The following is a 22,641-nucleotide window of genomic DNA, read 5'->3' as shown; positions in this document are numbered from 1 at the left end:
TGTCAGACAACCGAGTATCCTCCATCCACTGGAAGGCAAGCCCCGGTCACGAAACTTGCCGCGTCCGAGGCCAGAAACAGCGCCGTGCCTGCGATATCGTCAGGCTGCCCCCAACGGGCCATTGGCGTACGGGCTTCTACGTTTGACGTGAACACCGCATCCCGGCGCGCCCGTTCCGATTGGGCCGTTACAATAAAACCGGGGGCGATGGCGTTAACGCGGATACCATCCGACGCCCAAGCAATGGAGAGCGATTTAGTCAACTGCTCGACCCCAGCTTTCGACGCGCCATATGCCGGGTTTTTCGGGGAACCGAAACGTGCATACATTGATGCGATATTGATGACCCGGCCCTTTGCTGCGGACAACGCCGGATGGAATGCCTCGGCGCAGCGCAGTGATCCGGTCAGGTTCACATCCAGCACGTGCGAGAAGAACTCGGGTTTCATTTCTTCGCCCCGCTGCGTGATTGCTGCACAATTGACCAGAACATCAACATGTGCACGATCTTGGGCAAAGGCGTACACGGCGCTCGTGTCGGTGACATCAAGTTGGGTATAGGAAAACCGTGCGACATCTTCGGGTGCGCAACTTGGTTCGACACCCGTGATTACGACTTCGGCTCCTGCATCCTGAAAGGCGCGCGCGATTGCGGCACCGATGCCTGCCTTGCTGGCGCCGATCACGACGACACACGCACCTGCGAAGTCAAACTGTACAGAAGCACTCACAAAAAACACCGCGCTTCAAAAGATGCAACGTCGACTGACACCGAAATCCCCCTGGTCCCTCCAATTTTCCCTACTGACGCCCCAGCTCATGCAATTTTGCTTTTCAACCAGTGCAATCGATTACATACTCGCAATGACACCAGTTTCATGTCAAGTCGGGAAGACCGGAAAAGCGCGCAAAATCCATGATTCAGAAGACTGCAACCATCCAAGACGTCGCGCGAATGGCGCAGGTCTCGACTGCAACGGTCAGCCGCGTGCTTTCGAACCCCGATCTTGTTTCCGAGCGGACCCGCAACACGGTGCTTGAGGCGATACGGGCCGCTGGTTATCGCGTCAATCAGACCGCCCGGAACCTTCGGATGAAGCGAGCCGGTGCCGTGCTGGTGCTTGTGCCCAATCTAGGTAAGCCGTTCTACTCGGGGATTCTGGCCGGCATCAGCGAGGGTTTTGCCGGTTCGGACTATGCGATTCTGATCACCGACACCGAGGCGCAACCGCTACAGGATTCGGCTTTGTCCGGCTACTTTCTGGATGGTCGCATCGATGGCGCCATTGCACTTGATGGCAGGCTTTCGCCCGACGCCTTGCGGCAATGCGCGGATCTTGGAGTGGCGAACCGGATCGTCTTTCTTTGCGAATGGGTTGAAGGCGGGAAGTTTCCGGTGATTTCCAGCGACAACGTCGAGGGCGCGCGCCTTGCCATCGGGCATCTGCACGCGCTAGGACATCGAAAGATCGCACATGTGACCGGGCCAGATGGCAACGTTCTGACAATCGCACGTCGCGAAGGCATGGTGGCGGAACGTGCGCGACTTGGCTTGCCGGCGCGTCCCGACTGGATCATCCGGGGGGATTTTTCACTGGAATCGGGTCGCGATGCTGCGCGGCGTATTTTGAACATGAGCGACCGACCAACCGCCGTCTTCTGTTCGGCCGACATGGTAGCCTTCGGTTTGATTTCTGGCCTGCTTGAGGGTGGCCTGCGCGTGCCCGAGGACATTTCGGTTGTTGGATTCGACGATATCGAGATGTCACAGTTCTATGTTCCTGCGCTTACAACAATCAGACAGGATCGCGCGCTACTTGGTCGCCGCGCGGCCGAGCTTTTGCTGGGTGAGCTTACCAAATCCAGCAGCGAGGATGTGCAGCCAGCGCAAATAGGTGTCGATCTTATCGTGCGCGCAAGCACGCAAGCGCCATCGCCCTAACCGGGGGCGCCAACTACAGATTGCTCCAGGTCAAGCAAAACCCCAGTCATCGGCGCAGACGCGGGGCTCAAGAGATAAACGGCCAACCTTGCCGCGTCTTCGGGCAGTATGAGCCGCCCCAGCGGCAGGTCCTTCGCCGCACGCGTTACCCAATCCGATCCTCCGCCCAAAGTGTTGGCCCCCAGTTCATCTTCGGCTCCGGTCACGACCAGAACCTGGTTTTCAAGCTCTACTTTCGTGGTCTCTTCAATTAGACCACATTCAATTCACTTCGACTGGACGCGATTGCAGCCTTTCGACTGTCTCGCGTTCGGCCCTTTTGCATCTCAAGGGTGGGAGGTTTTGATCCAGAAGGCTCAGGTCTTCCAAAACGAAATCCCCCATCTTCAGGAAAGCAGATCTCAGCGCACCCGCGCGGTGCGCCGACCGAATAAAGCCCGGACGGCGGCGGACGGGATGATCGCTTGGCATTGGTTCTTCGGGAAAAACGTCGCTGGCGGCCCTGATATGGCCGCTGTGGACCGCGTCTACCATCGCGTCGAAATCCACCACATCTGCGCGACTAAGCAAAATGAAGGCGGCCCCTTTTCGCATGGATGCGAAGCTTTCGGCTCCGAGGAACTTCTGGTTTTCGGACGTGACACCGGCCAAGACAAAAACAACGTCGCTGTTTTGCATGACTGTTGCCAGGTCCGCCGGTTCCGCACCCGCGTCTATGATGTGCGAGGGTGGTATCCAGGGATCAAAGATCCGCAACTGCGGCCGAAATGGAACCAGCAGGTGATGAAGCGCCCGACCGATCCCGCCGTAGCCAACGATCCCGACATCTGCCCCGAAAAGAAGCCGCGCGCCGGCATTGCCGTCACCGCCCCATTTCTCGCGACCTTCACGGAAATCAAAATCGGCGTCGATGATGCCTCGCAGCAGATTCAAGGCCAACGCAAGGCCCAGCTCAGCAACAGGTTGTGCGAAGACCTCCGTCGTTGTGACAACATGGATGCCCCGTTCGAACACCCTTGAGTACGGCATGTTGTTTATCAGGTTGCCTTCGACGTTGAACACACAACGTAGTGATTTCAGGCGGTGAAGCAGGGCGACGTCGATGGCGGGTTGGCCAATGATATATCGCGCATTTGCCAAGACATCGTCAGACAAGGCAGGCAGATTGGCTTCGTCTGTCTCGATAACCTCGTAGCGTGATCTTAGCAGGCGCAGGGCGTCGGGTGAGAATATCAGGTTAAGCGTTCGGGGTGCAGGCACGCTTAGGATGATCGGGCGATCTGGATGCATTACTGTCCGTCCTCCAATTGCAGGAAATCGGGGTCAATGGGAACGGTTCGCTTGGCGCCGGCTTCGCCACTGACGATCAGGCTTTCGCCTTCGATCTGAATGTCGGCGACCGGCTGAGCCGTTGGCCAGGCCATGGCACCAATAACATGACGGACCTCGGCGATTCCGCCGGGTTCAAGCGTCAAGGCACCTGGGCCGGTCAGCGACTCTTCACCCGAGAGACCCAGCATGTGCTTGGCGGCACCTTCCTCAACCCCAAGACATCCGACGTGACGCCCCGACCACGGTGCGTAGTCACGCCCGCCATTGGAATGCCAGAACATCGACATAGGCACCGACATGGGGTTTTTGAGCGACAGGTAAAGATCGCACTCAACCGTGCGCGTCACCGCGACCCATCCAAGAGCGTGGCATTGGGCTTCGATCCCAACCACGAAATCTTCGTGACGCGGGTTCCATGGGTATTCCGTCAGATCGACCGCGCCATCGACACCTGGGAAATTGCGCGGATCATCAGCCTGCGCGGGGTACACGAGCCCGGAACGTCCACGCTCTGAGTCGCTTTCCTGTGGCGTCACCGGCGTTTCCCATCGCAGCTTGGGCGAGGTTCGAATCAATGCGCCATTCTTGACCGAGACATTCGCGTGGTTTGCAACCGTCACGCATCCTCGGCCGCCATGGAATATATGGCGCTGATAGACAAAGGGGTGCCCGTCGCGCAGCGTCAACTCCTTGATCAGCCGGGCGCCATGAACGCTTTGGCGAAGCTCGGCGCGGACCCGATGCCTGTCTTTGTCCAGAACCGACCAAGCCGAATTCGGCGGCCAGCCGTGAAGCGGGCTGTCGCCTTCGCTTTCGGCAAAAGGCGCGCAGAAGAAATCACCGCCCAGCCTGGCCATGAAGGGGGCCGCATCTGCGGGCATCGCCTCGCCGGATCCGACCCAGGGCGCGCGATGAAGGGGCGCGATCCCAATTCCTCCGTCCGTGACGATAAACCCTTCAAGCAGACCGAGATCAGGGCGGAAATCTGCGCGAATACCTTTGGCGGCAAGCTTCATCACACCGCCACATATTCGCCGGTAATGACGTCTTCGACATCCTGAATGCTGCAGGTTTTGGGGTTAAGATCGTCCGCAACAATCTCGCCCCTACGCATCACGACCATACGGTCCACGACCTGAAACACATGGTGGATATTGTGGGCAATGAATATGCAGGAATGACCGCTGTCTCGCGCGTCGCGCACGAACTGCAGTACACCCTGCGTTTCGGCCACGCCAAGATTGTTCGTGGGTTCGTCCAAAATGATGATGTCGCTGTCAAAGTACATCGCGCGGGCGATGGCGACGGCCTGCCGTTCGCCACCCGAAAGCGATCCGATCGGCGTTGTGGGTGGAATGTTCTTGGTGATGCCCACGCGCAATAGCAATTCGCTGGCAACCCGGTTCATCTCTTCCTGGTCCATCCAATCGAGAAACTTCGATCCTTTGCGAAGCTCACGGCCTAGAAACAGATTGCGGGCAATCGAAAGCTGCGGCACCAGCGCCGAGTCCTGATAAATAGTTTCGATCCCGGCATTGATCGCGTCGTTCGTTGTTTTCAGCTTTACCGGGCGACCCTTGATCGAAATCTCGCCCGAAGTATATGGCACAGCGCCCGATAACACTTTGATAAGGGTTGATTTGCCCGCTCCGTTGTCTCCAAGAAGGCCAACGATTTCGCCTTTCTTGATCGACAGGTTCACGCCACGAAGCGCGTGGATCCGGCCATAGAACTTTTCGATGTTCCGCATCTCCACCAGCGGGGCTTCAGCATTTGCCATGTCACACCCCCTCGTTGTGGCGGCGTTCTAGTGCCGCATGCAATGCCATCATGCCAAGGATGATCGCCCCGATAAAAATGTTGTAGGCAAGGCCCGGCACACCGATCAGAACGATGCCGTTTCGCATCAGCCTGAGAATGAGAACGCCCAGCACCGTCCCGATGATCGTTCCGCGCCCGCCGGTCAGAACCGTGCCGCCAATGACGACCATGGCAATAACTTCCAGTTCGTAGCCCATGCCAGAGTTCGGGTTTGCCGCCGACACCCGGATCGACGAAATGACGCCCGCCAGCCCGGCCATCGCCGAGCAGAGCATAAACAGGATCAACTTGACCCGTTTGATCGGCACCCCACGGTTGCGTGCCGCACCGGCGTTTCCGCCAGTGGCTTGTATCCAATTACCAAAACGCGATTTGTTCAGGAGCAGGTGAAAGATCACGGCAATCAGGATGAACCAGATCAGGCTCATGTAAATGCGCAAACCTCCGAGATAGAAATCACCGACCAAAAGTTCGGCCAGCCATTGCTCGCCCGCATTCCAGGTCCGTTGCGGGAACCCACTGGTCAGCCACAAAGCACTGCCGCGCACCACAAGCAGCATGCCCAAGGTGACCAGGAAAGACGGGATGTTCAGCCGGGTGACAAAGATACCGCTGAACATGCCAATTCCAAGTGCCACCAAGATCGCCAGAACGAATGCGGGAAAGAGCGGCATGGTCCCGGTATTGAACAGGGTCCACATCACAACGGGCGTGAACCCGAAGACCGAGCCGACCGACAGATCGAACTCGCCACTTGTCATCAGAAGCGTCATGGCCAGGGCGATCAAGCCAAGCTCGACTGTGAAGGTCAGGGCGTTCGAGATATTAGTCAGCGACATGAAGGCCGGGTTGATCGACGTGAAAACCACCAGCATGACCAGCAATAGGATCAGAGGGCCAAATTCCGGCATCGCAATCAACAGCTTCACCATGCCCGGGCTCTCGGGAGCCTCTGCCTTGGAAGCGGTAATGTTCTCATCGGCCATGTTTGTCTCAATGCGTAAGGGAAAGGTGCCCGTGGCCACGGTCGCCACGGGCGGGATCAGGGCAGATCAGTTGCCGCCCATGATGCCATGGTAAAGCGGCGCGTGCTCTGCCTCGTAAAGCGCACCGGTTATAACGTTGAATCCGATCGGAATACCGCTTTTTTCCATCATCAGCGCCGACAGGCACATGTAGGAGGTCGCCTGCGGGTCCTGCCACATGGCTGCTGATACAAAGCCATCCATCACGCCTTGTGTTGTATCAAGCGAGTTGCCCCAACCGACGACCGGAATGTCCCCCGGTGCCAAGCCGGCCTGGTTCCAGACCCTCACAACCGACCCTGTCACCATGTCACCAAGCCCGATCATGGCGCTGATCCGGTCCCGATTGGCCGTGATATAGTCGGTCATCCGCTGGATCACTTCGGCCTGATCAAGCGTGGCGTCAGTGACTTCCCAGGTGATGCCAAGCGGTTCGAACACTTGCGCAATGCCCTTTTCTTCCTCGACGCCGTAAGACGCGCCCGGCACTTCGACGGGCATCCAAACGAAGTCACCTTCTTTCACATGGCCGTTGTCGACAAGGTATTGCGCCCATGACCGTCCAACGGAAATCAGGTCGCCCCCTACATAAGCATTCCAGTCGGGGGCGCTGTCGGGGGTGTTGAAGTTTACGACCGGGATGCCCGCCGCACGGGCTTCGGCCACAACGTCAACCATAGATCCCGGGTCAGGGCTGGTTGAACAGATGCCATCAGCACCTGCCGCGATGGCAGCGCGTACCGCTTCCTGCTGGCTTGGAACGTCGCCGGAATGGAACGAGGTGTTCACCCGGTGACCAGTGTCCTCAGCCCAGTCTTCGGCGCCCTGCAAAAAGTAAGTCCAGACCGGGTCAGCCGGGCCACCGTGCGAGACCCAATAGAAGGTTTGGCCTTCCTGAGCGAAGCTGGTGCTCGCAGTCAGTGCTAGCGTCGTAAAGACACCTAGAAATGTTCTTCTCAGCATTGTCGGTTCTCCTCCATTGACGCCCCTTGTTTTGGTCTTGTCAGCGGGGCAATGTAATGTCTTCTTCCTGTTCCCTCTCTGGCTTCAGGCTGGTGGCAGCCTGCTTTTGAAATCCTCCAGTTCTGCTTTATCCATGCGCACAAGCTGTTCATCTTCGGGGAAGACCCCGCTTTCGACGTCGGCAACAAACTCGCGGAATGCTGCAATGCGCTCCGTTTGCAGCCGGTCATATTCGGCGCGGAAATCGCGGTAGATCTTTGAGTGGCGCGGGATATGGCCCTCGGCGTATCCGAGGATGTCACTGGAAAAGAGATACTGCGCATCGCATCCCGCACCTGCGCCCATCGACCATATCAGAATGTTCACGCGTTTGCTGATTTCCGTCGCAACGTCGACTGGTACAACTTCAAGCTCTACCGCGAAAGCGCCCACGCTCTCATAGGCTTTCACCTCTTTAAAGAGCCGCATGGCGCTGTCGGCCGTTTTGCCGACGGCGCGAAATCCACCGGTCCAAGTCGCACGCGCCGGAACAAGACCGACATGGCCGACGATCGGGATATATTCAGCGGCCAGAAATTCCACCGTTTCAAGCGAGCCGGAGCAATAGAGCGCGTCAGCACCTCGCTCGACCGCATCGCCACACCAACGCAGGTAGTCCTCTTTGGTGCCGGCCTCCAGGTGGGTCCGGCCAGTCATCGAAAAGATGCTTGGGGCAACTTCGCGGTATCGGGGATCGAATAGGACATCGGGGGGAACTGATGCAATGTCGACCCCTGCCGATTCTGCCGCCGCTGCTTCATCCAGCGAAAAGTAACGCAGCATAGTCAGTTGCTTTTGTCCTTTTAGCGCCCGCAATTCGGCGACCGTGGGCAGACGCCGCCGTGGCTCTTCTGGCGCACTCATGAAAGGTCCACCAGAACGCGGCCCGTTTCAACCTTTGTTGGATAGGTTACTAGATCGACGCAGACTGGTGCCCGCTTGGCCTTTCCTGTGCGATAGTCGAACAGACCATTGTGCTTGGGGCATTCGATTTCAAAATCCAGCACCAACCCTTCGGAAAGATGGGCGTGTTCATGAGTGCAGATTCCGTCGGTGCAATAGAACTCCCCGTCTACACCATGATAGATCGCATAGCTTTTCGCGCCGTGGTCGAAGCGGATCACGTCTTCTTCGTCGATATCATCGGTCGCACAGGCGTCGATCCAGGGCATTGATATTCTTTCCTTCCTGTCGATTGATTGCGCACCCGCCTCAAGCAAGCACGCGGTCTGGAACGATGTCGTGAAGGCTTTCCCGATAGGGTTTTGCCGTTTCGGGCAGCACCTTCTTGACGTAATAGTTCGGATCGTTCTTCTGGCGCAGGACGGCGGCGAACATCTCGCGGTAGGCATCGTATAGGCAGGTATTCGCGGGCGGCAGGTCACCTTTGATAATCGCGTGCAATTCAGGCAGCGCGTAATAGGGCACCATGGGAAACATGTGGTGCTCGATATGATAGTTCATGTTCAGATAGATGAAGCGCCCGACCGGGTTCAGGTAGAATGTCCGCGAATTCAGACGATGATCGATCACGTCTTCGGCCAGACCCCCATGTTGCAACAAACCGGTCATGACCATGTGCCAGCAGCCATAAATCCGTGGCCCGCCGATCAGAAGGATCGGTATGGCGGACTTCCAACCATACCCGCCGATCAACATCCAGATCGTGGCCAGCAGCGTGGCCAAATATATGGCAACGTGAACTCTGGCCCAGAACACGGCCACTGGGATTTCGGTTTCGGGAATGTAGTCAAGCTCGTCCGAGGACAGGCGACCAAGGGCATTCCGGAAGATCACCTTCAGCGACTCCCATGCATCCATAATACCAATATATTTCAGCGACATCAGACTCATCTTCAACGGATGCATCCAGGCAATTTCGGGGTCGCGGCCTACAATAATCGTATCGGTATGGTGGCGCGCGTGGCTCCACCGCCAGTTGACAGGGTTCCGCATGACCTGAAACGAGGCGATGTGATACACCACGTCGTTTAGCCAGCGCGTGCGAAACGCAGTGCCGTGCCCGCACTCGTGCCAGCGAGAGTCACAGGCCGAGCCATAGATCACGCCATAGGCCAGCCAGAACGGAACGGCGAGCCAAGATCCCCAGAAATAAATGCCACCCGCCGCGAAAAGTATATGCAGGACAACCCAGATGGCCGTGTCCCGAGCTGCCGGACCGTCACGGCGCTTCATCAATCGCTTCATCGTCTTGCGCGGGACGTCGGAATGATACCATTTGGCGGCGGCCAGACCGGCTTCCACCGCGCGTTTCGATTCCGGCCCGGTCAGTGAGTAGTTTCTGTTCACGGCTCTCGACATCTCGCCGTCGATAGTCAACGCATCCATATCAGCGTGTGCTCCTAGGTGCGGCGGCCCGAAAAACCCTAGACCGCATGTCGTCACTTGGCGAAAACACTCAAGAAACGATAGTTCTGCTGGAACAGTTTCAATTCGCAAGATACGGCTCAAGCCAACATTACATCAGATCACATCATCAAATGGTCGCAAAATACAGGTTTCGTGCCTCTAATATGCTGAAATAGGGTACGATTTAGGGCGCGAAAAGAAATTCGATTGACGAAATCCGAGGTTCTTTTTGAACAGACAGTCAAAACGAACACGGCAAGGTTTGCCTTGCCAGCGTGAATCTAGGAGGCGGCGAAGGCGCCATGGGGAAAACGACAATCGTCGACATCGGCAGAAAAGCTGGTGTGTCAGCTGCCACTGTTGATCGTGCGCTGAACGGACGACCGGGCGTCAGCCCTGCCAACCGGCAACGTGTTCTGCAAGCCGCGAAAGAGCTTGGGTACCTGCCATCGGAAGGTACGGTTCTTTTGCCCTCACGCCCGGCTCATCTGGAGTTTCTAATTCCCTTTGGACAGAATGCATTCATGCGCGATGTTACCAACAGCATCACGGAATTTGCGGCACGATCTCCGCTGGTTTCGACCTGCAATATCATCCCACTTGGCGGGATCGATCAAGAAGATCTTGTCCGGGGCCTTGAAGCGGTATCGCTGCGCACCGAAGGCATCGGCCTTATCGCCATCGACCACCCCAAAGTACGCCATGCAATACGACGTGTGGTCGAGTCCGGGGTGCGGGTCGTGACCATTGCCTCGGATGTGCTGTCCACGACGCGATCGGCCTATGTAGGTGTGGACAACCGAATTGCAGGCCGGACTGCCGCCCAACTGATGAGCATGACAACCGCGTCAACCAGAGGGTCGGTTGCGTTGTTTGTCGGCTCGCGCGCCTTTGACGGCCATCAGGAACGCGAAAACGGATTCAGGGCACTATTGGAAGAACAGGCCCCACACCTTACAGTTCTTTCGATCGTCGAAACCGGCGAGAACCGGAAGCGGTCGCGCGCTTTGGCGTCTGAAATTTTGAACGCGACCGAGGACCTTGTGGGGATCTATTGTGTCGGTGCTGGCCGCAAGGGCATTGTTGAGGCGGTGCAAGACAGGGATGGCAGTCGCCGCCCGTTCATCGTCATGCACGATCTGACCGATAGTTCGCGGCATTGGTTAGCCAATGATCTAATTGATGTCGTCATCGATCAGAATGCACGGCTTGTCGGCGAACAGGCGGTGATTCATCTCCTTGGCTCGATTGCCACAAGCTCACAAGTTCTTCCGTTCAAGGCCATCGAGCCAAGGATCATCCTTAAAGAAAACATCCCGAGCGGACTGCCATCGTCCTGAATTTGGGTTATTCAGGGGATGTCCATTCCATCAGAACCCCTTTAGCTACTACGAGGCGTTAGGGCGATATCCGGCGAAGCACGGCCGCTCCGTTGCTTTCTACAGTGAAAAGCATTCGGTGTTTCGGGTGCACACACCAAGTGAGCACATGACCGGCATGACCCAGTGCGGACGTCCGATGGCGGAACTACAGGCGTACGCTTTATGCGCGGGCAGCTGGAGCCCGGTAGACTTCTCCTTTTGCCATAAGAGCCCAGGCGCTTCTCGCTGTTGGCGCCGATAATCAGCAACCGCCTGAGCGAACGTTCTCCCATCTTTGTCGTCGCCTCGAGGCGCTGCTTGCCGCCGGTAGAATGTTGCCTGGGAACCAATCCAAGCAAGGCCGCGAAATCCCGGCCACGACGGAGTGTTTTCGGCGGCGGCGCAAGAGCTACCAGCGCAGTTGCTATAAGTGGGCCAATCCCAGGCACGGTCATCAAGCGACGCGCTGTTTCGTTTGCCCGCGCGCGGCACGCAATCTCGGCATCCAGCTCTTTGATCTGACCGTTCAGATGGCTCAGCATACTTATCAGCCTTTCAAGGCATCTTCGCCCCTCATCCGGGATCGCGTTATTGCGAGAGTCCACCAATGCAACCAGCTTGCGAATGTTGGTGGCTCCTTGAGGGACCACCTGTCCGAGTTCTCCAAGATCACCTCGCAGGGCATTCATCAATTGCGGTCGCAGCCGAACCAACAGCTCCCGGGCCCGAAGAACCAGCGCTGACGCCCGGGTCTCTTCGCTTTTAACGCAACAAAACGCATATTGGGTCGGCTTGCAGCTTCACAGATCGCTTCTGCATCGGCCATATCGTTCATTTGACGTTTGGCGAATGGTTTCACGTAGGCGGAGGGATCAGCCTGACATCATGACCCAACCCACCGATCTCGCGCCCCCAATAATGCGCACTGGCACCGGCTTCCATCGCCACCAAGCACCTCGGTAACCTGGCATAAACTCAAGGAGTGACCTCTGCGTAGTTTCTTCCGTAAGACAGCGTGACCTGATTGACCTGCTCAGTGCAGCCGGAAAACGCTCTTCGCCAAATCCAGGCCCCTAATGCTAATCTCTCCCACAGACGCCTCCATCCAGGTTGTTTGCAATCCCAACATGGCACACCGAGCCCGGCGGAGGCGTCCACACCTTCAGAGCCCGTGCGTCCAAGGTTCGGCATTCTGAGAATTAGTGCGTCGACGCCCCAGCAGTTGCGGACCTTAGCCAAAGCCCAAGCAATGCTTAATGAGATCATATTTCTCAACACCTATTCTGATTTCTAAGATTGCGGCAAGGCCCCCTAATCTTGGGTGGCGACCCTCGAAGTGCTCAAAAAAGGATCTCAACATGGCAATTGAACAAATCGACACATTGGTCGTTGGCGGAGGTCAGGCTGGCATCGCGCTGAGTGAGCATCTGGGAAACAACAACGTCCCGCATATTATTTTGGAAAAGAGCCGGACAGCCGAGGCATGGCGGACTGGCCGCTGGGACGCACTGGTTGCCAACGGCCCGGCGTGGCACGATCGTTTCCCCAGCCTGCTGTTCAAGGGCGATGATCCGGATGCGTTTGTGTCGAAGAAACGTGTTGCCGAATATCTGGTTGAGTATGCCAGGACGGTTAGGGCGCCGATCCGCGAAGGCGTGGAAGCGCTGAAGGCTGAGCGTCTGCCGGGCGAAGGCGGCTTCAAGGTGGAAACTTCGGCGGGTGAGGTTCACGCTAAGCGCATTGTTGCGGCCACCGGCGCGTTCCAGCATCCGGTCATTCCGCCGATTGTGCCCGAGACTGCGGGTGTGGATCAGATCCACTCGTTCTACTACAAGAACCCCGATCAGCTGGCCGAAGGCGCAGTAATGGTTGTGGGCGCGGGGTCTTCAGGCGCGCAGATCGCGGATGAGCTGAACCGCGCGGGTCGCAAGGTGTTCCTGTCGGTTGGTCCGCATGACCGCCCACCGCGCCGGTATCGTGGCCGTGATTTTGTCTGGTGGTTGGGCGTTCTTGGCTTGTGGGATATGGCCGCTATGAAGCCGGGCACCGAACATGTGACCATCTCGGTCAGCGGCGCTTATGGCGGGCACACGATGGATTTCCGCCGTCTGGGCAATGAAGGTGTTACCCTGGTTGGCCTGACCCGGAGCTTTGACAAAGGGGTTCTAAACTTTGCGGACGACCTGCAGCGCAACGTGGCCGCGGGCGACGCCAACTATCTGGAAATGCTGGATCTGGCGGATGCCTATGTAGAACGCACAGGTCTTGACCTGCCAGAAGAGCCGGAAGCGCGCGAGGCCTATGCCGATCCCGACAGCCTGGCAAACCCGCTCGGCTCGGTCGATCTTGCCGCAGAAGGCATCAACACGATCATCTGGGCCACGGGGTTCCGTCAGGACTTCAGCTGGATCAAGGCGGACGCATTTGACGACAAGGGCGCGCCGATCCATCAACGAGGTGTTTCAGTCGAACCGGATGTCTACTTTCTGGGTCTGCCCTGGCAGTCGCGCCGTGGGTCAACCTTTCTGTGGGGTGTCTGGCACGACGCGAAATACATCGCCGACCAGATCGCAATCCAGCGTGCTTACGCGGAATATAACGGCGAAGCAGCCATCATAAAATCCGCAGCAGAATAAAACGAACAAAGCAGGATATCAAAATGGCGCATACCCGTATTCGAAAATTTAACACCTCGGACACTTACCCCGAGCAAAATCTGGACAACGACCTGTGTCAGGCTGTTGTCACTCAGGGAGGCAAAACCGTCTATCTGCGCGGCCAGTGCCCGCAGAACCTGGACGATGCCGTCAATATCGAAAGCCATGATCCGGTCGAACAGACCCACAAGGTTATGCAGAACATTAAGCAATTGATCGAAGAAGCCGGCGGTTCGATGGAGCATCTGGTCAAAGTGGTGGTCTATATCACTGATGTGCGTCACCGCGAGGCGGTCTATCGCACCATGGGTGAATACATCAAAGGTGTGTATCCCTGCTCGACCGGGCTTGTCGTGCAGGCGCTTGCGCGCCCTGACTGGCTGGTCGAAATCGACGGAACCGCAGTAATACCAGACTAATTCGGGACGACCGGACTTCGCAGGCGCCTTTCTCCCTTCGCCAAATGCGGTCCGGTCAAATTTTTGTTTACACAGGAGGCCACAATGACTTTTTCGCTGGTTGCGCGCTGCCCGGACACAGGAATGTTTGGGCTGGCCATATCGTCTTCCTCGCCCGCGGTTGCGGCCCGTTGTTCGTTCGCCCGGGCCGGTGTCGGGGCGGTGGCCTCGCAGAACGTGACTGATCCCAGCCTTGGCCCACTCACCCTGGATTTTCTGCAGCAGGGCCTGTCTGCCGCAAGTGCCGTGGCCGAGGTCACGAAGCGTGGGAGTTTCATTGAATACAGGCAGGTTCTTGCGGTCGACGTAAATGGGTCGACGGCGATCCATTCGGGCCCGAAATCGCTGGGCATATGGACCCAGGCGCAGGGCGAAAATGTCGCTTCGGGCGGTAACCTATTAGCCAACGATCGAGTGCCACAGGCCATCGTCGATGAGTTCCGGTCGTCTTCCGGGCATATTGGTGATCGGTTGATTGCAGCAATGCGCGCGGGCCTTGCCGCAGGCGGCGAGGCCGGGCCAATTCACTCTGCCGGGATGAAGATCGTCGACAAGGTCAGCTGGCCCGTGGCCGATCTGCGCTGCGACTGGACCGAGGATTGCCCGATCGAGAATATCGCGACGGCTTGGGACATCTACAAACCGCAACTTGACGCCTATGTCCAGCGCGCGCTGGATCCACGCGAAGCACCGTCCTACGGCGTTCCGGGCGACGATTAAGACAGGGAAACTCTGATATGCTGGACTACACACACGCCGACTGGAAAACGCGTGCTGAGAACCTGAAAATACAAGGTCAGGCATTCATCGACGGCAAGTTCGTAGATGCGGTTTCTGAAAAAACGTTCGAGTGCATTAACCCCGCCACCAGCGCGGTTCTGGCACATGTGGCAGAAGGGGACGCGGCCGATATTGACCGCGCGGTCAAGGCTGGCCGCGCCGCGTTCGAAGATGGCCGTTGGTCGCGCATGGCACCCGGCGCCCGCAAGGCAGTAATGCTGAAACTGGCTGACCTGATCCGTGCCAATCTGGAAGAAATGGCGCTGTTGGACAGCCTGGACATGGGTAAACTGGTCAAGGATGCAGCAACTGTTGATGCGCCGGGTTCGGCGCATTTCTTCCAATGGTACGCAGAAGCGATCGACAAGATTTATGACGAGGTTGCGCCGACCGGTCCCGGTGATCTGGCGCTGGTGTCCCGCGTGCCTCTGGGGGTTGTTGGCGCGGTAACACCGTGGAATTTCCCGCTGGATATGGCGACATGGAAAGGGGCTGCCGCTTTGGCTGCGGGCAATTCAGTCGTTCTGAAACCGGCTGAGCAATCGCCTCTGTCAGCGCTGCGTCTGGCCGAACTGGCCGCCGAGGCTGGTGTGCCCGATGGGGTGTTCAACGTAGTGCCGGGCTTTGGTGTCACGGCGGGCAAGGCATTGGGTCTGCATTTTGATGTTGATTGCCTGGCCTTCACCGGCTCGACCGGGATAGGCAAGATGTTCATGCAGTATTCCGGTCAATCGAACCTGAAACAGGTTTGGCCGGAAACTGGGGGTAAAAGCCCGAACCTTGTTTTTGCCGACTGTGAAGATCTTGAGGCGGCAGCGGACATGGCGGCCTTCGGTATCTTCTTCAACCAGGGCGAGGTCTGTTCCGCCAATTCGCGCCTATATGTCGAACGCTCGATCAAGGACGCATTTGTCGATAAGCTGATAGCGCGTGCCAACAAAATGCAACCAGGCGATCCGCTGGACCCGGCCTCGAAGATGGGGGCGATCGTCGACGAAAAGCAAACCCAGGGCATCATGCGTTTTTTGGATGAAGGCAAGAAGTCCGCCAATCTGGTTGCCGGTGGCGAGCGGGTTACAATCGATGGCAAAGGGTGCTTCGTGCAGCCGACAATCTTTGACGATGTCTCGCATGACGACCCGTTGGCACGGGACGAAATTTTCGGACCTGTTCTTTCGGTCATCCCGTTTGACACCGAGGACGATGCGGTGGCCATGGCCAATGACTCGATCTACGGGCTGGCGGCGTCGGTTTGGACGGACAATTTAAGCCGGGCTTGCCGCGTTTCGGATAAGCTGATGGTGGGAACGGTTTCCGTGAACACGGTTGATGCGTTGTCGGCGCAAACTCCCTTCGGCGGGATGAAACAATCGGGATTTGGCCGAGACTTGTCCTTGCACTCGCTTGAAAAATATACTGCCCTGAAAACAACTTGGATCAAGTACAAGGTTTGATCCTTCTTTGAAGGGAGAACTCGCCTTTGCCAATCAGATACACGCTGCGCCAATTGGAGTATTTCGTAGCGGTGGGCGAGGCGGGTTCCATCGCGGTCGCTTCGGAAAAGGTAAACGTGTCGTCGCCATCAATTTCGGCGGCGATTTCGCAATTGGAAAAAGAATTTGGTTTGCCACTATTTGTGCGCCAGCATGCACAGGGGCTTTCTCTCACCCAGGCCGGACGAGCCATGTTGGAACAGGCTCATGTTGTGTTACGCGAGGCCGAGGGCTTGATGGATCTGGCAGGCAATATTGTAGGCGTGGCACGGGGACCGTTGAATGTCGGTTGCTTGTCGACATTCGCCCAGATGATATTGCCAAGCATCCGGCGCAAGTTTGAAGACTCATTTCCCGAAGTTCGTGTTCGTCAGTTTGAGCTGAACCAAGCGGACATCTTCAGCAAGATTCGTAGGGCCGAAATTGATATAGCGCTGACCTATAACCTGGATATACCTGCCGATCTCCGATTTGTCTCATTGGCCGAATTGCCACCCTATGCACTGGTTTGCGAGGACCATCGATTGGCCAAACTGCCTTTTGTTTCGGTTGATATGTTAGCTGATCACCCAATGGTTTTGCTCGATCTCCCCTTCAGTTCGGAGTACTTTTTGTCTTTTTTTCAGAAGATAGGAAAAAAGCCATATATCGCCGAAAAAACGAAAGACATGGCCGTCATGCGAAGCCTTGTCGCAAACGGATACGGATTTGGACTTGCTAACATTAAGCCCCTGAACAATCTGTCGCCGGATGGAAAACCGCTCCGAACGATCCCGTTGCTTGGCGACGAGCGCCCTATGCGCCTTGGTTTACTTATGGCAACGGATGCGGACAACACGATTTCAGTCAAGTCGTTCATCGACTATTGCGTTGAATTGGTGAAGGAAAACGCCTTGCCGGGGATTGAAATCAAAAGCAAATAATTGCGCCCTCCATTAGCGGAAACCTAATCGTTGGTTTCGCAAGCCCAACTTTAGGGCCACGCAATTTGCTGTATCCTATTCGGTAAATTTGGAGCGAAGGAGGCGGAATTGCGCGACCCACGTTACGATATCTTATTCGAACCGGTAAAAATTGGACCACTCACGGCCAAGAACCGCTTTTATCAGGTTCCGCACTGCAACGGCGGTGGTTACCGCGACCCGTCCGCCGCTGCGGAAATGCGCGGCATCAAGGCCGAAGGCGGCTGGGGAGTGATTTTTACCGAACAGTGCGAAATGCACCACACCTCGGAAATCACGCCATTCATCGAGCTGCGCCTGTGGGAAGATAAAGACATCCCGCAACTGCGAAAGATGTCGGAAAAAATGAAAACCCATGGCGCGCTTGCGGGCATCCAACTGGCTTACTCCGGTATCAACGGCCCGAACCTCTATTCCAAAGAGGTGCCGCTGGCGCCGTCGGCGCTGCCGATCCGGACATTCACGAACGATCCGGTTCAGGCACGTGCGCTGTCGAAATCGGACATTCGTGATTTGCGTCGCTGGTTCGTGAATGCTGCAAAACGCTCAAAGGAGGCAGGCTTTGACCTCATCAACCTCTATGGCGCCCATGGGTTCGGCATCTTCCAGCACTTCCTGAGCCGCGCCACCAATCAGCGCTCAGATGAGTATGGAGGCAGCTTGGAGAACCGCGCCCGATTCAGTCAGGAAGTTATTGCTGACATCAAGGATGCCGTTGGCGACACGATGGGGATCGCGCTGCGCGTCAGCCTGGATGAGGCCATCGGCGAGCTTGGCTTTTCCAATGCTGAAGTTCGTGATTACATTGAGATGAACAGGGATCTGCCCGATCTTTGGGATCTGGCGCAGGGCACATGGGAAGATTGCTCGGGCCCGTCGCGGTTCAAGGATGAATCAGCGCAGGAGAACTTGGTGCGGGGCATTCAGGAACTGACCGATAAGCCGATCGTGGGCGTGGGCCGCTTTACTTCGGCCGACACGATGGTCAAGCAGATCAGATCGGGCGTTCTGAACATGATCGGTTGTGCCCGCCCGTCTATTGCCGACCCGTTCCTGCCAAAAAAGATCGAAGAAGGTCGGATCGACGACATTCGCGAATGTATCGGCTGTAACATCTGTATCACCGGCGACATGACCATGTCGATTAGCCGTTGTACGCAAAACCCCACCTTCATGGAAGAGTGGCGCAAAGGCTGGCACCCTGAGCGGATGAACGAAAAAGGCGATAGCGAAAACGTGTTGGTTGTCGGGTCTGGCCCGGCCGGTCTCGAAGCCGCGCGGGCCCTGGCCGAGCGCGGCTATGACGTCGCGATTGCCGAAGCCACAACCACGCTGGGTGGTCGTGTTGCCAAGGAACGTAAGCTGCCGGGTCTGAGCGCCTGGGGCCGGGTTCTGGAATATCGCGAATACCAGATCAGCCAGAAACCGAATGTTGAGACATATTTCGAAAGCGAACTGGATGCCGAGAGCATTCTGGAATTCGGCTTCGAAAATATCTGCCTGGCCACCGGGTCCACTTGGCGTCGTGACGGTGTCTCACGCCAACACATTGTTCCTATGCCAATCGCGGAGGGGGCCAAGATCTATACCCCTGACGATCTGATGGATGGGACGATCCCCGAAGGTCGCGTTGTGGTTTACGATGACGATCACTATTACATGGGTGGTGTTCTGGCCGAGTTGCTGGCTAAGAATGGGGCTCAGGTCACGCTGGTTACACCGTCGGCTTATGTCAGCGACTGGACCAACAACACCTTGGAACAGATCGCGATACATCCGCGTCTGGTCGAGGCCGGTGTTGAGATCGTCCTGAACCAAGGGGTAACGGAAATTCATCCTGATCACGTCGTGTCCAACTGCACTTATACCGACCGCACATGGAAAATCGAGGCTGATGCCGTCGTCATGGTTGCCTCGCGCGTTGGCAATGATCGGATCTTCGAGGATCTGATGGTACGCGAAAGCGACTGGGCCGATGCCGGGATCAAGACCGTCAAGCTGATCGGCGACTCCAACGCGCCGGGACCGATTGCCTGGGCCACCTATGCCGGTCACCGCTATGCCCGCGAGTTGGACACGCCGGATATCGGCGATGACCTGCCATTCCGCCGCGAAATCACGGAACTGGCTGTCGACTGATATGACGCAAACGCTGGACATACTTGATCGACTTATTGGTTTTGACACGGTCAGCGCCAAATCGAACCTTGAGCTGATCGACTATGTCACGGACTACCTTGCGGCGCGCGGATATTCCGTGCGCCGCATCACAGACCCTTCCGGTGCCAAAGCGGGTATTTACGCCGAGACCGGCCCCGACGGCCCCGGTGTCTTGTTGTCGGCCCATACCGATGTTGTTCCGGTCGAGGGGCAGCCATGGACCCGCGACCCGTTCCGTCTGACCCGTGAGGGCGACAAGGTTTACGGGCGTGGCACCACCGACATGAAAGGCTATGTCGCGTCGATACTGTCGCTTGCAGATCGCGCCGCACAAGCAGACTTGCGCGAACCACTGAAGATTACGCTGTCTTATGACGAAGAGATAGGCTGCCTCGGAATTCAGCAGATGCTTGACCGACTTGCCCCGATGATTGGAAAACCACGTGCGTGTTTCGTGGGCGAGCCAACTGGGATGCAGGTGGCTGTCGGCCATAAAGGCAAGGCTGCATTGCGCGCCACTTGCCATGGGCAAAACGGCCATTCCGCGATGGCCCCTCAATTTGTCAATGCCCTGCATCTTGCAGCGGATTTCATCACCGGTCTGCGCGCAATTCAGGATGATTTTGCCTATAATGGTTCGCGGGACATGGCCTACGCGGTGCCATACACGACGGTTCATGTCGGCAAACTGGCCGGCGGCATGGCCTTAAACATCGTGCCTGATCAGGCAGAGATAATCTTTGAATACCGTCACCTGGCTGTCGACCGGGCCGAGGATATCCTGCCGCGCCTTCAAAAGGCGGCAGACCGTGCTGCCAGACCCTATCAAACTGCCTGGCGCGGGGCTCGGATCGATGTTGAACAGTATAACGCTTATCCTGGACTCGACGTTCAAGACGGTAACCCCATTATCGCGTATGCCAAAAGGCTGGCGCAACGCAATGACACTACCAAAGTGCCCTTTGGGACTGAGGCGGGGTTCTTTGACGGGCTGGGTATTCCGACGATCGTATGTGGCCCGGGTTCAATGGAAGGGCAAGGACATAAACCTGACGAATACCTGTCGCTTCAGCAATTGGGCGATTGCGATGCGATGATGGACCGCATTCTGGACGACCTAAAAGCACAATGACAAAAAAATGTGTCTATGACCCCCTATCTTCAGAACATGAAACGAGACGCGCTGGACCTGTGCGGCAGCCCCGAAACCATCGGTTCGGAAACCGTCGAAGGCGATATCAAATGCGCTGCCAGTACAGCGTCACCCGTGGAAAGTATCGGGTTACTTATGGATTTCACGAACACGCCACATTGCAGGGTGTTGAAGTTGTCCTCACGAATGAGGCCACCGGCGAAACGGTGGTGAATGGTCTCGGCGACAGCAGGATCATTGCCAAAGGAACTGCTGTTCTGCGGGACATCCGGTCGGATGAGGCACGCAAGTCCTACATTGCTGTCACGAAGGAAATCTGAAGCCGCTAGCCATGCATCTTAGGCCGCGCGCCGATGAATTGTCGACGCCCGTAAAATCAAAGATGGTGTTTTTGCTGCCGATGGCACCGACGAATGGCCACTTGGACTTTGTGACGGCATTAAACTGAGTAGTGCTATCCGGCGGGTCCAATTTGATTATTCGTGCAGTGTCGGCCCTGTTCCCATTGGGATAGTGGTTTTGCGGGGCTGGCGGACGGTAGCCCAATGCACTGTGTGGCCTCTTGGTATTGTAGCGTTTCCTACATCCTTCGATGATGATTTGGGCTTTTCTTAGCGCGTAGAAGACTTCCTCGTTTAACAGCTCATCCCTCATGCGGCTGTTGAAGGCCTCGCAGCATCCTTTTTTCCCAAGGCGAGCCTGGTTCGATATCTGCGGTTCTGGCGCCGACTGCTGCAATCCAGTTCCGAACCACCAGAGCAACGAACTCAGGACCGGTGTCTGATCGTCAGACGCGAGGGGCTCCACGCAGGATGAACGGATCCGTCAGAGCGTCGATGACGTCGGTGGAGTTCGGTTTTCTCTTCACCCTGATCGCCAGGCATTCACGGCTGAACGCGTCAGGGATGTTCAGTGTGCGAGAGGCCCTTCCGTCATAAGTGCGGCAATGAACGAAGTCATAAGACCACAGGGGGTTGCGATGCTCTGGTCGCAGTCGAACACAGGAGCCGTCGTTCAGCCAGAGCCGTCCTTTCTTCGGTTGCTTATGCGGAGCCTTCAGCCCCTCTCGCTTCCATGACCGTTCGATACGACCATCCCTGACCGACCATCCGGCCTCTCTCAACAATACCGCGACCTGGCGATGGCCGTATCTGCCATATTGCCTGGCCAACTCGATCATGTCGGCCACCAGTTGTTCTTCATCTGGTCAGCCCCGCGGAACACGTCTTTGCGTGGATCGGTGCTGTCCCAAAACTCGGCAAACTCGGCGCTCTGAGACTTTGAACCGGCTACGAACATGATCGATACGGGCACGGCGACGAGCGGGGCTCAGAAGTTTCCCCTCGATGCTTCCGTCAGGATAAGTTTGTCGAGCGTCAGGTCTGAAAACGTACGCCTCAGCCGCTCATTTTCTGTTTGTAGCCGGTTCAGCTCTTTCAATCGATCTACGCCCATCCCAACGTATTGCTTGCGCCAGCGGTAATACGTTTGTTCAACAACGCCAATCTGTCTGATCGCATCCAACGCGGCAGACCTTGCCCCATCAGAACTTCAACCTGCCGTAACTTCGAGACAATCTCCTCCGGCTTCGGTCGCTTGTTTGCTATCCTCTGGTCCTCCGTTTCCTAAACATAACGGTGGATCCGTTCAAATCGGGACGCTCAGGGCGCTGATTGCGTTGAAGTTTCGGGTCATGTTTCCGGGCAGTCTGAAAAGTTTGAAGACATGTTGTTCGGGACACTTCAACAACCGCTGGCGGAGCTTTTTGATTGGCCTTGCGGCGCGCAGATCTATTGCGGAAGCCCTTTTCGGGCTTGTTCGGGACTTGAACTGAAAAAGGCCCGCCAGATTGGCGGGCCTTGGTGTGTTCTGCGCCGGAAGGGGTCTTGCGCCGTCGCCTGCTTAACCCAGTTTTTCGGTCAGCTCGGGCACGGCCTGGAACAGGTCGGCAACCAGTCCGAAGTCCGCCACCTGGAAGATCGGCGCCTCTTCGTCCTTGTTGATCGCGACGATGATTTTGCTGTCCTTCATGCCGGCCAGATGCTGGATCGCGCCCGAGATGCCGACGGCGACATACAGATCGCGTGGACTAGACATACAGCGGCAGCCGTAGAGCCCGCGCTAG

The 22,641-nt window shown here is 56.9% G+C and carries 20 protein-coding genes and 3 pseudogenes; 10 read left to right on the top strand and 13 right to left on the bottom strand.

Annotated elements, in window-relative coordinates; genetic code table 11:
* Positions 1-2: 2 nt before the first annotated feature.
* A complete protein-coding gene (locus AB1E33_RS07130; RefSeq protein ID WP_372576557.1) occupies positions 3-731 on the bottom strand; it encodes an SDR family NAD(P)-dependent oxidoreductase in 729 nt (242 codons plus the stop codon).
* Between the two features lie 185 nt (positions 732-916).
* Between AB1E33_RS07130 and AB1E33_RS07125 the strand changes: the two genes are divergently transcribed.
* Positions 917-1,942, top strand: coding sequence for a LacI family DNA-binding transcriptional regulator (locus AB1E33_RS07125; RefSeq protein WP_372576556.1), 1,026 nt, complete (start codon positions 917-919; stop codon positions 1,940-1,942).
* Here AB1E33_RS07125 and AB1E33_RS07120 read toward each other — a convergent pair.
* From AB1E33_RS07120 to AB1E33_RS07080, 9 genes are all read right to left on the bottom strand, one after another.
* Complete coding sequence (locus tag AB1E33_RS07120; protein WP_372576555.1) at positions 1,939-2,148, bottom strand: SDR family oxidoreductase; 210 nt, start codon at positions 2,146-2,148, stop codon at positions 1,939-1,941. The two genes, AB1E33_RS07125 and AB1E33_RS07120, sit on opposite strands and share 4 nt — an antisense overlap.
* 55 nt (positions 2,149-2,203) lie before the next feature.
* Positions 2,204-2,971, bottom strand: coding sequence for an NAD(P)-dependent oxidoreductase (locus AB1E33_RS07115; RefSeq protein WP_372576634.1), 768 nt, complete (start codon positions 2,969-2,971; stop codon positions 2,204-2,206).
* 260 nt (positions 2,972-3,231) lie between these two features.
* The gene (locus tag AB1E33_RS07110) at positions 3,232-4,290 is read right to left on the bottom strand and encodes a hypothetical protein (protein ID WP_372576554.1); all 1,059 of its coding nucleotides are present in this window, start codon (positions 4,288-4,290) and stop codon (positions 3,232-3,234) included.
* Positions 4,290-5,054, bottom strand: a complete 765-nt coding sequence (locus AB1E33_RS07105) for an ATP-binding cassette domain-containing protein (RefSeq protein ID WP_372576553.1) — start codon at positions 5,052-5,054, stop codon at positions 4,290-4,292. Before AB1E33_RS07105 ends, AB1E33_RS07110 begins: the two co-directional genes overlap by 1 nt.
* Before the next feature lies 1 nt (position 5,055).
* On the bottom strand, positions 5,056-6,081 hold the full coding sequence (locus AB1E33_RS07100; RefSeq protein WP_372576552.1) for an ABC transporter permease: 1,026 nt from the start codon (positions 6,079-6,081) through the stop codon (positions 5,056-5,058).
* A 66-nt stretch (positions 6,082-6,147) separates the two neighbouring features.
* Entirely contained in the window at positions 6,148-7,083 is a 936-nt protein-coding gene (locus tag AB1E33_RS07095; protein ID WP_372576551.1) for a substrate-binding domain-containing protein, read from the bottom strand.
* 84 nt (positions 7,084-7,167) lie between these two features.
* Positions 7,168-7,986, bottom strand: a complete 819-nt coding sequence (locus AB1E33_RS07090; protein ID WP_372576550.1) for a 3-methyl-2-oxobutanoate hydroxymethyltransferase — start codon at positions 7,984-7,986, stop codon at positions 7,168-7,170.
* Positions 7,983-8,294 (bottom strand): MocE family 2Fe-2S type ferredoxin, encoded by a 312-nt coding sequence (locus AB1E33_RS07085; RefSeq protein WP_372576549.1) that lies wholly within the window; start codon positions 8,292-8,294, stop codon positions 7,983-7,985. The genes AB1E33_RS07090 and AB1E33_RS07085 overlap by 4 nt, the downstream gene beginning before the upstream one ends.
* A 40-nt stretch (positions 8,295-8,334) precedes the next feature.
* The gene (locus AB1E33_RS07080; protein ID WP_372576548.1) at positions 8,335-9,471 is read right to left on the bottom strand and encodes a fatty acid desaturase family protein; all 1,137 of its coding nucleotides are present in this window, start codon (positions 9,469-9,471) and stop codon (positions 8,335-8,337) included.
* 323 nt (positions 9,472-9,794) lie between these two features.
* On the opposite strand from AB1E33_RS07080, the gene AB1E33_RS07075 reads away from it, so the two are divergent.
* Entirely contained in the window at positions 9,795-10,832 is a 1,038-nt protein-coding gene (locus tag AB1E33_RS07075) for a LacI family DNA-binding transcriptional regulator (protein ID WP_372576547.1), read from the top strand.
* Positions 10,833-10,873: 41 nt separating this feature from the next.
* On the opposite strand, the pseudogene AB1E33_RS07070 reads toward AB1E33_RS07075, so the two are convergent.
* Positions 10,874-11,946: pseudogene (locus tag AB1E33_RS07070) on the bottom strand (IS110 family RNA-guided transposase).
* Positions 11,947-12,211: 265 nt separating this feature from the next.
* Here AB1E33_RS07070 and AB1E33_RS07065 point away from each other — a divergent pair.
* From AB1E33_RS07065 to AB1E33_RS07030, 8 genes are all read left to right on the top strand, one after another.
* The gene (locus AB1E33_RS07065; protein WP_372576546.1) at positions 12,212-13,489 is read left to right on the top strand and encodes a flavin-containing monooxygenase; all 1,278 of its coding nucleotides are present in this window, start codon (positions 12,212-12,214) and stop codon (positions 13,487-13,489) included.
* 23 nt (positions 13,490-13,512) lie between these two features.
* On the top strand, positions 13,513-13,929 hold the full coding sequence (locus AB1E33_RS07060) for a RidA family protein (protein ID WP_372576545.1): 417 nt from the start codon (positions 13,513-13,515) through the stop codon (positions 13,927-13,929).
* 84 nt (positions 13,930-14,013) lie between these two features.
* Complete coding sequence (locus tag AB1E33_RS07055; protein WP_372576544.1) at positions 14,014-14,688, top strand: DUF1028 domain-containing protein; 675 nt, start codon at positions 14,014-14,016, stop codon at positions 14,686-14,688.
* Between the two features lie 17 nt (positions 14,689-14,705).
* Entirely contained in the window at positions 14,706-16,202 is a 1,497-nt protein-coding gene (locus AB1E33_RS07050; protein WP_372576543.1) for an aldehyde dehydrogenase, read from the top strand.
* A gap of 26 nt (positions 16,203-16,228) precedes the next feature.
* Positions 16,229-17,164 carry a LysR substrate-binding domain-containing protein gene (locus AB1E33_RS07045; protein ID WP_372576542.1) on the top strand — a complete coding sequence of 312 codons (936 nt, stop codon included), beginning with the start codon at positions 16,229-16,231 and terminating at the stop codon, positions 17,162-17,164.
* A gap of 108 nt (positions 17,165-17,272) precedes the next feature.
* Positions 17,273-19,342: an oxidoreductase gene (locus tag AB1E33_RS07040; RefSeq protein ID WP_372576541.1), complete on the top strand. Its 2,070-nt coding sequence runs from the start codon at positions 17,273-17,275 to the stop codon at positions 19,340-19,342.
* Positions 19,296-20,495, top strand: a complete 1,200-nt coding sequence (gene argE, locus AB1E33_RS07035) for an acetylornithine deacetylase (RefSeq protein WP_372576540.1) — start codon at positions 19,296-19,298, stop codon at positions 20,493-20,495. The genes AB1E33_RS07040 and argE overlap by 47 nt, the downstream gene beginning before the upstream one ends.
* Before the next feature lie 110 nt (positions 20,496-20,605).
* On the top strand, positions 20,606-20,836 hold the full coding sequence (locus AB1E33_RS07030) for a cupin domain-containing protein (RefSeq protein ID WP_372576539.1): 231 nt from the start codon (positions 20,606-20,608) through the stop codon (positions 20,834-20,836).
* Positions 20,837-21,035: 199 nt separating this feature from the next.
* Here the strand turns inward: AB1E33_RS07030 and AB1E33_RS07025 are convergent.
* A pseudogene (locus AB1E33_RS07025) lies at positions 21,036-22,123 on the bottom strand (IS3 family transposase); the annotation flags it as partial.
* Between the two features lie 295 nt (positions 22,124-22,418).
* Positions 22,419-22,598 (bottom strand): annotated as a pseudogene (locus AB1E33_RS07020) (electron transfer flavoprotein subunit alpha/FixB family protein); the annotation flags it as partial.
* Positions 22,599-22,641: the final 43 nt, after the last annotated feature.

Origin of the sequence: Ruegeria hyattellae (assembly GCF_041537925.1) — a bacterium.
In the GTDB taxonomy this organism is placed as follows: domain Bacteria; phylum Pseudomonadota; class Alphaproteobacteria; order Rhodobacterales; family Rhodobacteraceae; genus Ruegeria_C.
The sequence above is the reverse complement of the archived record's forward strand: the minus strand, read 5'-3'. Positions and strand labels throughout refer to the sequence as shown.

What these genes read in the sequence shown, in the direction of transcription:
- AB1E33_RS07125 (WP_372576556.1), top strand. Translation starts at nt 917, where the DNA reads ATGATTCAGAAGACTGCAACCATCCAAGACGTCGCGCGAATGGCGCAG.
- AB1E33_RS07115 (WP_372576634.1), bottom strand. Translation starts at nt 2,971, where the DNA reads ATGCCGTACTCAAGGGTGTTCGAACGGGGCATCCATGTTGTCACAACG.
- AB1E33_RS07110 (WP_372576554.1), bottom strand. Translation starts at nt 4,290, where the DNA reads ATGAAGCTTGCCGCCAAAGGTATTCGCGCAGATTTCCGCCCTGATCTC.
- AB1E33_RS07105 (WP_372576553.1), bottom strand. Translation starts at nt 5,054, where the DNA reads ATGGCAAATGCTGAAGCCCCGCTGGTGGAGATGCGGAACATCGAAAAG.
- AB1E33_RS07100 (WP_372576552.1), bottom strand. Translation starts at nt 6,081, where the DNA reads ATGGCCGATGAGAACATTACCGCTTCCAAGGCAGAGGCTCCCGAGAGC.
- AB1E33_RS07095 (WP_372576551.1), bottom strand. Translation starts at nt 7,083, where the DNA reads ATGCTGAGAAGAACATTTCTAGGTGTCTTTACGACGCTAGCACTGACT.
- AB1E33_RS07090 (WP_372576550.1), bottom strand. Translation starts at nt 7,986, where the DNA reads ATGAGTGCGCCAGAAGAGCCACGGCGGCGTCTGCCCACGGTCGCCGAA.
- AB1E33_RS07085 (WP_372576549.1), bottom strand. Translation starts at nt 8,294, where the DNA reads ATGCCCTGGATCGACGCCTGTGCGACCGATGATATCGACGAAGAAGAC.
- AB1E33_RS07080 (WP_372576548.1), bottom strand. Translation starts at nt 9,471, where the DNA reads ATGGATGCGTTGACTATCGACGGCGAGATGTCGAGAGCCGTGAACAGA.
- AB1E33_RS07075 (WP_372576547.1), top strand. Translation starts at nt 9,795, where the DNA reads ATGGGGAAAACGACAATCGTCGACATCGGCAGAAAAGCTGGTGTGTCA.
- AB1E33_RS07065 (WP_372576546.1), top strand. Translation starts at nt 12,212, where the DNA reads ATGGCAATTGAACAAATCGACACATTGGTCGTTGGCGGAGGTCAGGCT.
- AB1E33_RS07060 (WP_372576545.1), top strand. Translation starts at nt 13,513, where the DNA reads ATGGCGCATACCCGTATTCGAAAATTTAACACCTCGGACACTTACCCC.
- AB1E33_RS07055 (WP_372576544.1), top strand. Translation starts at nt 14,014, where the DNA reads ATGACTTTTTCGCTGGTTGCGCGCTGCCCGGACACAGGAATGTTTGGG.
- AB1E33_RS07050 (WP_372576543.1), top strand. Translation starts at nt 14,706, where the DNA reads ATGCTGGACTACACACACGCCGACTGGAAAACGCGTGCTGAGAACCTG.
- argE (WP_372576540.1), top strand. Translation starts at nt 19,296, where the DNA reads ATGACCTGCCATTCCGCCGCGAAATCACGGAACTGGCTGTCGACTGAT.
- AB1E33_RS07030 (WP_372576539.1), top strand. Translation starts at nt 20,606, where the DNA reads ATGCGCTGCCAGTACAGCGTCACCCGTGGAAAGTATCGGGTTACTTAT.